Raw genomic sequence first — 8615 nt, 5'->3', positions numbered from 1 at the left:
CGGGGGGATGGAAATGAACCTAAAAGAGCTTTTTAAAGATACTATACGAGGAGGATGGTGCATGGACAAGTTCGGCATGTACGCCAAATTCAAAGCGCAACCCGGAGCACGCGATTCGTTGGTCGAGATCTTGCTGGAGGCCGCAGCGGGTGCAGGGGCAGAACCAGACTGTGAACTGTATGTAGTCAATGTTTCGGAGACGGAGCCCGAGGCCGTGTGGGTTACCGAAGTCTGGAGCAGCAAGGCAGCCCATGACGCCTCGCTGCAAGATGAAGCCACGCGAGCGATGATTCAACGTGCCATGCCCTTGATCGCCGGCGTGGAATCGATCCTGCTCCGCCCCGTTGGCGGGAAAGGCATCAAGTAGTCGGAGGTAGAGGGGTTAAGTCGCACACCTAACTACTCTCTTAGGTGAAATGTAAAAGTACAGTTCATATTCGCTTATTCGGCTCGATTTAGGGTTTTAAATGTAAAAGTGCAGTTTACATCCGATAAAAGCTCCTCTTTCCCCGGATTTGGCCCTGCATGAAATGCACTTTTACATCTTAGACGCTAAAATAGCCGGTTTCGCCGAAAATCAACTGCACTTTTGCAGTTAAGAGGCTGGCCACACGGCGCCAGCCCTAAGAGGAAGCCGCAAGCACGCAATAAAAAGCCCTGTTCCGCTCCCGGAACAGGGCTTTTCGATATTAAGCTTGCAGCTCTTTAACGATGTCGGAAATGGCGTCCACAATCGGAGTGACCGGCCGGCCCAGCAAGGCTTCCAGGTCGCTGCTTGGAACGTCCAGCGCCCCTTCGCGAATCGCGCTTTGGATGGAGACGAGGAACGGAACTACCGGTTCCGGTACACCCGCACCGCGCATTGCTTCGGCATAAGCTGCATCGTCAACATGCTGCACAGGAACTTCACGGCCCAGAACTTCGCCGATTCGTTGTGCCAGTTCATCATGCGTCAGCATCGGTCCCGACAACTCATAAATTTTGTTCTCATGGCCATTGCCGGCCAACACCGCTGCGGCCGCTTGCGCGTAGTCCCCCCGTGTCGCCCAGCCTACTTTACCGTCTCCAGCGGAAGTGACCAGCGGAGCTCCAGCCAAAATGCCTTGGATCGAGCCGGTTTCATTTTCGATGTACCAGTTGTTCCGCAGGAAAGCGTAAGGAATGCCCGTCTTCGCAATCGCTTCCTCGGTCGCTTTATGAACGGGGGCTAACGCCAACGGGTTCGACGCTGCATTCACCACACTCGTATACGCGATGAACTTCACGCCGGCACGCTGAGCGGCCTCAACAGCTGCCATGTGCTGACGAATCCGCGTATCGTTGTCGCCCTGGGTGGATACGATCAGCAGCCGATCCACACCGGCAAAAGCCGTGTCCAGCGAAGCCGGATCGTCAAAATCTCCCTTGCGCACGTCCACACCGCGCTCGCTGAGCGCACTTGCTTTTTGCGGATCACGAACGCTCACCGCCAGCTGCTCTGCCGGCACCGAAGCCAGCAGCGCTTCCACGACCTTGGCGCCGAGTTGCCCCGTCGCTCCTGTCACTAAAATCTTCATCCCAGACTCCTCCTATCAAATGGATTACCATGAAGTCTACACGCTCACCTGTAACTATTATAGTTACACACCATCGATAAGTCAAAATCTTCTTTCATGAGGTATGATGCCGACAACAACGCCGGGTGGGTAGACATATCCGTCAAGCTGCCTGATCGTCCTCTTCGTTATTCCTCTCGCAGCAGCTCTTTTAGCATACCCTCCCGACGATTAACGAACTCCTTCATGATGATATAATGGTCGGTCTCTTCAAGCGTAGTTTCCTTGATCCCGTCCGGCGTGAGCTGATACATCAGACTATCCGGATAGGCCATCAGGATCGGCGAATGCGTGGAAATGATAAACTGGGAGCGACGTCCAACCAGCTCATGAATCCTGGACAACATCGCCATCTGCCGGAACGGAGACAACGCCGCCTCCGGTTCGTCCAAGATGTACAGGCCATATCCGCTGAAGCGGTTCATAAACGCAGCGAAAAAAGATTCTCCATGCGACATCTCATGCAGTGACTTCCCCCCATAGGAGTTGCGTATTGGCGGTCCAAAGGCAGGTTCACGATCCAACCGATCGATCTCCGAAGCCAAGTTATAATAACTCTCTGCCCGAAAAAAGAACCCATCCCGCGGCCGTATCGCCCCCCTGATCGTACGCAAATAACGATGCAGCTCGGAGTGAGTCTCGGCTGTCGCGAAGCTGAAGTTCATCGTGCCGCCTTCCGGGTTAAATCCAAGGGCGACGGCGATGCCCTCCAGCAGCGTGGACTTGCCCATCCCGTTCTCGCCGATAATGTATGTGACTTTCGGATGGAACTCCAATTGCCCTAGCGATAAGACCGCCGGTAAATGAAAAGGATAGACGTCAAACGTCGGAACCTCGTCCCGCTGTAACATGATTTTCCGCAGATAGGCGTTCCACTCCATCAAGCGTCCGCCTCCTCATTAGCTGCATCCAAGCCGCCATGGTACAAGCTGTAATAGAATCCGCGACGCCGCAGCAACTCTTCATGCGAGCCCTGCTCGATCAAGCGGCCTTCCTTCAAGACCAGGATCTTGTCAGCCTGACGGATCGTGTTCAACCGGTGGGCGATCACGAAGCTGGTTCTTCCTTGCATCAACCGCTGCAGGCCCTCTTGAATCTTGATCTCCGTCACGGTGTCGATGCTGCTCGTCGCCTCGTCCAGCACAAGGATAGAGGGATCCGCCAAAATCGCCCGTGCGATCGCCAGCAGCTGCCGTTGCCCTTGGCTGATGCCGCCGCCGTCCGCGCCAAGCACCTTGTCGTAGCCGCCCGGCATCCGCACGATAAAGGAATGGGCGTTCGCCAGCTTGGCAGCCTCCTCCACCTCCGCATCGGTCGCATCAAGACGACCAAAGCGGATATTGTCGCGGATTGTGCCCTGGAACAGGAACGAATCCTGCAGCACAAACGCCATCTGTGAACGCAGGCTGTCGCGCCGGATCGTGCGGATATCGCGTCCATCAACGGTGATCGTCCCCCGGGAAGGTTCGTAGAAGCGCGAGAGCAGCTGAATCAGCGTCGTTTTGCCGGCACCCGTCGGCCCGACCAAAGCAATCGTATCGCCCGGCTTCGCGGTAAAGCTGATGTCCTCCAACGTGTCGCCGCCCTCGTTTTTATTTTCCTCATAAGAGAAATACACATCAGAGAAGACCACCTCGCCCCGAACGGACGTCAGCTCTGCCGCCCCTTGTTCATCGCTGGCTTCGACCTCCTCGTCCAGCACCTCAAACACGCGCTCCGCCCCGGCGATCGCCGACAGCAGCGTGTTCCATTGGTTCGCGAGGTCGTTCAGCGGCCGGGTGAATTGCCGTGCATACTCCACGAACACTACGATCACCCCAACGGTCACGCCGGCACGACCGTTCACCGCCAGCACCCCGCCGATCCCCGCAACAATCGCAAAGCTAAGGTTGTTCAATCCGTTCATTAGCTTCGGGATGAAGCCGGAAATGGTCTGCGCCCAGAAGCTGGAGCTGCGGATCGCCCCGTTGCGTTCACGGAAGCCCTGCAGCACCCGGTGCTCTTGTGAGAACGCCTTGATAATCCGCTGACCCGACAACGTCTCCTCAATGTAACCGTTCAGGTTGCCGAGATCCTGTTGACGTCGCTTGTACAGCGGCCCCGTCCGTTTCGTGATCCAACGCATCCCGGCCATCATCAGCGGTACAACGAGGAACGTCAGCAACGTCAGCAGCGGGCTGAGGTACAGCATCACGCTCAGCGTTCCGATTAGCGTCAGCACGCTGGAGAAAATTTGGATCGCCGAGCTGTTCAGCGTGGAGCTGACATTGTCTATATCATTGGTCAGCCGGCTCATGATCTCGCCCTGTTGACGCTTGCCGTAATAAGGAATCGGCAGCCGGTGCAGCTGGGCGAACAGCTCGGAACGCATGCGATACACCGTTTCTTGGGCGATGGTGATCATCCAGATATTTTGCAGCCAGGAGGTGAGTGATGATCCGGCAAAAACTAACGTTAGTCCAACGAGGAACAGCACCCACGGCCGCCCGCCGCCAGCTTCTAAGTAGTCATCAATGGCCACCCCAACCAGATAAGGCCCCAGCAGCGCTAATCCCGAGCTGAATACAACCATCAGCAGGACCGCAGCCAGCCGCGCTTTGTGGGCAGATAGATAACTCCAAATTCGGCTTAAGGTGGCGGACCAATTTTTTGCCCGCACTTTAGGCCGTACCCCAGGTCCACCGCCATGACCGGGCCGGCGAGACGCGGGAGCCGCCTCCTGACGCGAGTCTCCACCCTGCGATGGCGATAGTGCATCCAGCTTCGGGTACGGATGCCGAAATGGCTCAGTGAAGGTCTTGAACGACATGAGCTTCCGCCTCCTTTCCCAGCTGGGATTCGCAAATTCGTCGGTACAATTCCGAATGCTGCAGCAATTCCTCGTGCTTGCCGCTGGCGATCAACCGACCGTCATCCAAGAGGAGGATCAGGTCCGCCGTCATCGTGGAGCTGATCTTCTGCGTCACGAGCAGCGTCGTGCAGGACAGGCGTGAGATCTCCTTCAATAGAGCCGCCTCTGTACGGACGTCCAGCGCGCTCGTGCTGTCGTCCAGAATCAGGATCGCCGGGCGACGGATCAACGCCCGCGCGATCGACAGGCGCTGCTTCTGTCCGCCGGACAGATTCACGCCGCGTTGCCCCAGCCGCGTCTCATAGCCCTGCGGCTGGCGCTCGATCGTATCGTGGATCTGCGCCTGCCGGGCGGCGGTCTCGATTTGATCCAACGTCGCGTCCTCGCGCCCCCAGGCGATATTTTCCCGGATCGTGCCGGAGAATAACATCACTTCCTGCGGCACATAACCGATCGCACGGCGCAGCCGTTTCCGGTCCAGCTCGCGAAGGTCCGTTCCGTCGATGAGGATCGTCCCTTCCGTTGGTTCATACATGCCTGGTATCAGCTGGACCAGCGAGGATTTCCCTGAGCCGGTGGCCCCCAGGATCGCGATCCGTTGTCCCGGCTCCGCCGTAAACGAAATCCGCTCCAGCGCCATCACGTCACGTCCCGGATAGCGGAACGATACCTCGCGGAATTCAATGCGGCCTTGAATCGAAGCAGCCTCTTCTTCCACATCCGCGCCGCTTGCCCCTCCTGCTCGGTTTTCCCGCTCGCCTACCGGATCGTTTTCCTCCAGCACCTCACGCACCCGTCCGGAAGATGCCGCTCCCCGCGACAAGGAGCTCATGATCCAGGACAACGCCGACAACGCGCCAATCGTACGCAGTGAATAGTTAATCACAGCAACGACTTCCCCCACGCTGGCCCCCCCGTCCGCAATCTCGATTCGACCAAACCACAGCACCGCGATGATCCCCGCGTTCATGATAAACAGCAGGAACGGCATCGTCGTCTCCGTCAGCTTTAGCGCGGCGACGGTGCCCTCCCGCAACGCGCGGTTACGCTGCTCGAAACGCCCAATCTCGTGCGACATCCGGACGAACACGCGGATCAGCCGCATGCCGGTCAGGTTCTCCTGGATCAGGCCGTTCACATGATCGGTTCGCCGCTGCACCGTACGAAATAAAGCAGATGCTTTTCGGATCATCCACAGGACAAACGCCAGCAAGACGGGAACGGTCACCGTCAGCAGCAGCCCCAGCTTCACATGCACAACCAGCGCCATCACCACGCTCCCGACAACAACGAGCGGCACCCGGGACGCAAAGCGCAGACACATGAAGATCACATCCTGCAGCACCGTAATATCCCCGGTCAGCCGAGTGATCAACGACGAAGCCGCAAACCGGTTAAACACTTCATACGAAAAAGACTGCACCTTCTCGTACAGCTTATCGCGCAGATCGTACCCAAAGCCTTGGCTTACATGTGAAGCGAAAAAGGAACTGGCGATCCCGGCGAGAAATGCCGCCAGCGCGCTCACCATCAGCACCCCGCCCCAAATCCAGGCGACGGATACCGCGTGCTGCCGAATCCCGTGGTCGATGATCCGCGAGATAATCAGCGGTTGAACCAGCTCCACCGCCAGCTCAATCAGCAGCATGACGATCGCAGAGACGGCGGCGATGCGGTATTTTTTGAGAATAACGATCATGACGGACATCCTGATACCTCCAGTGCGGGTGATTCTGAAAGAATCGTCAATTTGGTGAACTATGTTGTTTTATTATAAATCAGTTGGGAAGGCTTGTGTATTTTTCCAGCGGCAAACTTCATACAAAAACGCGATAACAAAAAGCCCCTCCTGCCCGGAATCCACCGGTTGACAGGAAGGGCATAACGCAAGCCTTCAGTTTAATTCTGGTCCCCAACGATAAATTGGTAAATGCTGTCCACTTTCTCCTCCGTCAGCTCACCGCTGTTGTCGAACACCAGAATCGAGGAAGACGGGATGTCCCAATTAATCTCGGGTACAAATTGCACGCGGTGCTTGAAGTCGTCCCAATGCTCCAGCTTCCACGTATCGCGGTCCGTACAACGCTCGATAATCCGTTCCTTCTGGGTATCCATGTCCTTGAGCGTCACGACAACCACCTTCACGTCCACTTCTTGCTTGGTGAGACCTGCCTCTTGAATCAGCTTTTCGATCCAGTCTTTGTTCTTCAGTTCCGCCGTGAACGGGGAAATCATAAATACGTTTTGGCCCGCCGCCAAATTTTCGATGCAGATGTCCCGGGTCGTCTCGTATTCCAGATCACGCAAGTGCTCCTTGTAAAAATCAGAATCCCGATCGTTCACATCCAGACCGTTCATCGCCAGAATCTTCTCGACACAGCGGCCGCCCACCGTATCCCGATCCAAAAAAGCCGCCGGCATCCGTCTTGCCAGCTTGCGAGCCACCGTCGTTTTCCCCGTACCAGCGACTCCTACGAAAAAGACCAATTTCAACATGATGTCCAAAAATCCCCTTTCGACAATTGCGAGCAGATATCCCTTTTGTCCTATTGTACCATGTTTTGTCCGTATGCGTCGTTGGCTGCGGCCAGAAGAAAGCCGATATCTTCAAGACCACTTCGATCCGCAAATCGCGAGGTGGCATTCCATCACATATCCTAAAAAAAACCGACCCCGGGAGGCATCCCGGAGCCGGTGAGGTTGGACTCTTCACAATCCAATCCGAAGTTGATATGATTCGCTCAAGTTTGGCTTAAGACTGATGGCGCAGACGCGTTTCCCGGGCCAGCTCCTTCACGTTCTCCTCCAATCGGGTACGCAGCTCTCCAGCGATATCGAAGCCGCCGGTTTCCGTGCGAGCAACCTGAGCGTCCACCGTGTACACACCGCCCAAAATATAGCGTGCGCCGAGCGCAGACAGAACCGGCTTCAACGCATAATCAATCGTCAGCAAATGCGCCAGGCTGCCCCCAATAAAGAGCGGCAGGACGACTTTACCGGCCAGGCCTTTTTGCGGGACAAGATCGAGGAACGTCTTCAGCACGCCGGTATACGACGCCTGATATACCGGGCTGGCGACAACCACTGCGTCAGCCGCTGCAACGAGCCCGTTCGCTTTGACGATCGCTTCACTTTCAAATTTGGTATGGATCAAATCCTCTGGCGGCAGCTCCACCACATTCACATGACTGACTTCGAAGCCTTCACTGCGCAGCAGTTCCTCCGTCAGTGCAATTACGCCGCTCAACCGGGAGCCTGGTGTTGGACTTCCGTTAATAATCGTCACTTTCATATCGGATTCTCCCCTTATCTGTGACGGAGTTCGTATTCTTGCGAACCCCGGCCTTTGTCTAAATTTTAAAACGATGCTATCAATATTTGCTTGAAAAGTCAATGCAACCCGCGCTGCTCAAAGACGATCCGGCTGCAAGCGGCAAACGGCGTATACCAGCCAAGCCAACCTTCAACGCAGTTCGATCCATCTGGCGGCGGCTTGTCAGCCTGCTTCGCTACAGTGCCTCGATGATGTCCCCGGCGATGAGGGACGCCGGGTTCCCTTGCCGGGCCGCGGCCGCGCGCTCGCCGGCCTGGCCGTGGAGGTACACGCCAAACGCCGCCGCTTGCACGGCGTCCAGGCCTTGGGCGAGCAGCCCGGCGATCAGGCCGGTCAACACGTCCCCTGCGCCCCCGGTAGCCATGCCGGGGTGCCCGGTGACGTTGACGAACACGCGGCCGTCCGGGGCCGCTACGACGGTGCGCGCGCCTTTCAGCACGAGCGTGACGCCGTGCTGAACCGCATAGCTGCGCGCCAGCCCGATGCGGTCCCGCTGCACCTCGGCCGTGGAGAGGCCGGCCAGCCGGGCCATTTCGCCGGGATGCGGCGTCAGGATCGTCGCCGCCTCCCGGCGCGCCCACGCCGCCGGACCGTTCGCGGCGGCGAGGATGTTCAGGGCATCCGCGTCCACGACAAGGGGACGCGGGGCGCCCTCCCACACGGCGCGCAGGAAGCCGTCCTCGCCCGGGAAGCGGCCGAGCCCCGGGCCGATGGCGAGCACGTCGCGCGCCTCCAGCAGCCGCAGCAGCTCGGACGCCGCTGCGGCGTTCCAGGCGCCGGCTTCGCCGCCGGCCGGCGCCAGCATCAGCTCGGGCACGGCCCCGAGCACCTGCGG

Annotated in this window: 8 protein-coding genes; 1 reads left to right on the top strand and 7 read right to left on the bottom strand. The window is 57.7% G+C overall.

The window, feature by feature from the left end; genetic code table 11:
• Window positions 1-61: 61 nt before the first annotated feature.
• Complete coding sequence (locus tag RW092_RS20390; protein ID WP_316011117.1) at window positions 62-367, top strand: putative quinol monooxygenase; 306 nt, start codon at window positions 62-64, stop codon at window positions 365-367.
• Window positions 368-689: 322 nt separating this feature from the next.
• Here the strand turns inward: RW092_RS20390 and RW092_RS20385 are convergent, their stop codons facing one another.
• From RW092_RS20385 to RW092_RS20355, 7 genes are all read right to left on the bottom strand, one after another.
• On the bottom strand, window positions 690-1556 hold the full coding sequence (locus tag RW092_RS20385; RefSeq protein WP_316011116.1) for an SDR family oxidoreductase: 867 nt from the start codon (window positions 1554-1556) through the stop codon (window positions 690-692).
• A gap of 167 nt (window positions 1557-1723) precedes the next feature.
• Window positions 1724-2476: an AAA family ATPase gene (locus RW092_RS20380; RefSeq protein ID WP_316011118.1), complete on the bottom strand. Its 753-nt coding sequence runs from the start codon at window positions 2474-2476 to the stop codon at window positions 1724-1726.
• Window positions 2476-4404 (bottom strand): ABC transporter ATP-binding protein, encoded by a 1929-nt coding sequence (locus RW092_RS20375; protein WP_016313671.1) that lies wholly within the window; start codon window positions 4402-4404, stop codon window positions 2476-2478. Before RW092_RS20375 ends, RW092_RS20380 begins: the two co-directional genes overlap by 1 nt.
• The gene (locus RW092_RS20370) at window positions 4382-6154 is read right to left on the bottom strand and encodes an ABC transporter ATP-binding protein (RefSeq protein WP_316011115.1); all 1773 of its coding nucleotides are present in this window, start codon (window positions 6152-6154) and stop codon (window positions 4382-4384) included. The genes RW092_RS20375 and RW092_RS20370 overlap by 23 nt, the downstream gene beginning before the upstream one ends.
• Window positions 6155-6345: 191 nt before the next feature.
• Entirely contained in the window at window positions 6346-6942 is a 597-nt protein-coding gene (locus tag RW092_RS20365) for a P-loop nucleotide/nucleoside kinase family protein (protein WP_085279201.1), read from the bottom strand.
• A gap of 256 nt (window positions 6943-7198) precedes the next feature.
• Window positions 7199-7738 carry an NADPH-dependent FMN reductase gene (gene ssuE, locus RW092_RS20360; protein ID WP_316011114.1) on the bottom strand — a complete coding sequence of 180 codons (540 nt, stop codon included), beginning with the start codon at window positions 7736-7738 and terminating at the stop codon, window positions 7199-7201.
• Window positions 7739-7955: 217 nt separating this feature from the next.
• A partial coding sequence (locus RW092_RS20355) for an NAD(P)H-hydrate dehydratase (RefSeq protein WP_316011113.1) occupies window positions 7956-8615 on the bottom strand: 660 nt, incomplete at its 5' end.

The organism is Paenibacillus sp. 3LSP, from assembly GCF_032465655.1.
Lineage (GTDB): Bacteria > Bacillota > Bacilli > Paenibacillales > Paenibacillaceae > Fontibacillus > Fontibacillus barengoltzii.
The sequence above is the reverse complement of the archived record's forward strand: the minus strand, read 5'-3'. Positions and strand labels throughout refer to the sequence as shown.